Consider the following 1,664-nt stretch of genomic DNA (forward strand, 5'->3'; position numbering starts at 1 on the left):
GTCGAGCCGCATCCTCCCGACTGGCGATCGCCTCAATCTCACGTGTGACGTCACCAATGCGCTTCTCCAATAGACGCAGATCGGTGAACAGCTCTGCGAGTAACTTACGCATTGCCGAGGAAAGGCCATTTGACTGGTCCTCGAGGACCAGTGGCAGGTCGAGCTTGAACAGACCAGCGCCCTGGCGTAGGGCGATTCCGTATTCGAGACAGAAGGCTCGCATCTGGTTGATCAGGCGCGTTCTTGTGCCGATCATCTGGTCCCGCACTCGGTGCAACGCCTGAAGATCGGCTTGTTCCTCGCTCTTGATTGCAGCAAATCGCATTGTCGGTCGCGTGGCTGCTTCAGCGATCGCCTCCGCGTCGATGATATCGCTCTTGTTCGATTTGACATAGGGCTTCACAAATTGTGCCGGGATCAAGCGCACCTTATGTCCGAATGCTTGTATCTTCCTAGCGATCCACTGAGATCCTGCACACGATTCCATCCCCACAATCGTCGGCGCTGCGCGCTCGAAGAACTGCAGCAGCGTGTCGCGTCGAAAGCGAACTTTCTGGACTGGCGCGCCATCGTTTCCGAGGCCGACGACATGAAATATGTTCTTGCCAATATCAATTCCGTAGACAGCCGCTGGGCGCGGCACATTGCGTCGTGGCATTGCAACCTCCTTTGGTTTGACTGCCTCATGATGCTACGGGAGGACGAGGCGGACCATCCCATTAATGGTAGGGCCTGCCGCCAAGCGTGACGCCGTTGCGCATCTGAGGGACATTATGGGTCTTTCGGAACGGCGGGCCTGCCAGATTGTGTCGGCTGATCGCAAGATGATCCGCTATCGGTCCTGCCGACCGCCGGAGGTCGAATTGCGAACGAAGCTGCGCGATCTGGCCAATGAGCGGCGGCGTTTCGGATACAGACGACTGTTCATTTTGCTTCGGCGTGATGGAGAGCTGTCCGGCGTCAACCGCATCTACCGGCTGTATCGGGAGGAAGGCCTTTCCGTTCGCAAGCGCAAAGCCAGACGGCGTGCCGTGGGTACGCGTGCGCCGATCCTGGTCGAAGCCAAGGCTAATGCCCGCTGGTCTCTGGATTTTGTCCACGACCAGTTCGCCTGCGGACGACGATTTCGGGTGCTCAATATCGTCGATGACGTGACACGTGAATGTCTGGCGGCAATCCCCGATACATCAATCTCGGGACGTCGCGTTGCCCGAGAGCTGACAGCACTCATCGAACGACGCGGCAAGCCCGGCATGATCGTTTCCGACAACGGCACGGAACTCACCTCGAATGCGATCCTCGCGAAGGACCACAAGGTCGAGTGGCACTATATCGCGCCGGGAAAGCCTATGCAGAACGGCTATGTTGAGTCCTTCAATGGCCGGATGCGCGACGAGTTGCTCAACGAAAGTCTGTTCTTCGGCCTCGATCATGCTCGTAGTGCCATTGCCGAATGGGCCGACGATTATAACAATTTCCGGCCACACTCGTCGCTCGGATACCAAACCCCGGCAGTCTATGCCGGGACCATCGCCGCAACCGGCTCCAACGCTGCGCAAGATGAAAGCTACGCGTTTCCGCCGGTTGCTACCAACGCGCCATTCGGCGTATCAGAAAACGCTGGACCTCTAATCGCAGCCGGATGAAAGTTCAGTGGCAGGTCA

The 1,664-nt window shown here is 57.9% G+C and carries 1 protein-coding gene and 1 pseudogene; one reads left to right on the plus strand and one right to left on the minus strand.

Annotation, left to right across the window (positions count from 1 at the left end):
- On the minus strand, window positions 1-658 hold a 658-nt coding region (locus ACQ7C1_RS31655), incomplete at its 3' end, for an IS110 family transposase (RefSeq protein ID WP_430961209.1).
- Window positions 659-722: 64 nt separating this feature from the next.
- Between ACQ7C1_RS31655 and ACQ7C1_RS31660 the strand changes: the two are divergent.
- Window positions 723-1,646 (plus strand): annotated as a pseudogene (locus ACQ7C1_RS31660) (IS3 family transposase); the annotation flags it as partial.
- Window positions 1,647-1,664: the final 18 nt, after the last annotated feature.

The organism is Rhizobium sp. Nf11,1 (assembly GCF_050587665.1).
In the GTDB taxonomy this organism is placed as follows: Bacteria; Pseudomonadota; Alphaproteobacteria; order Rhizobiales; family Rhizobiaceae; genus Rhizobium.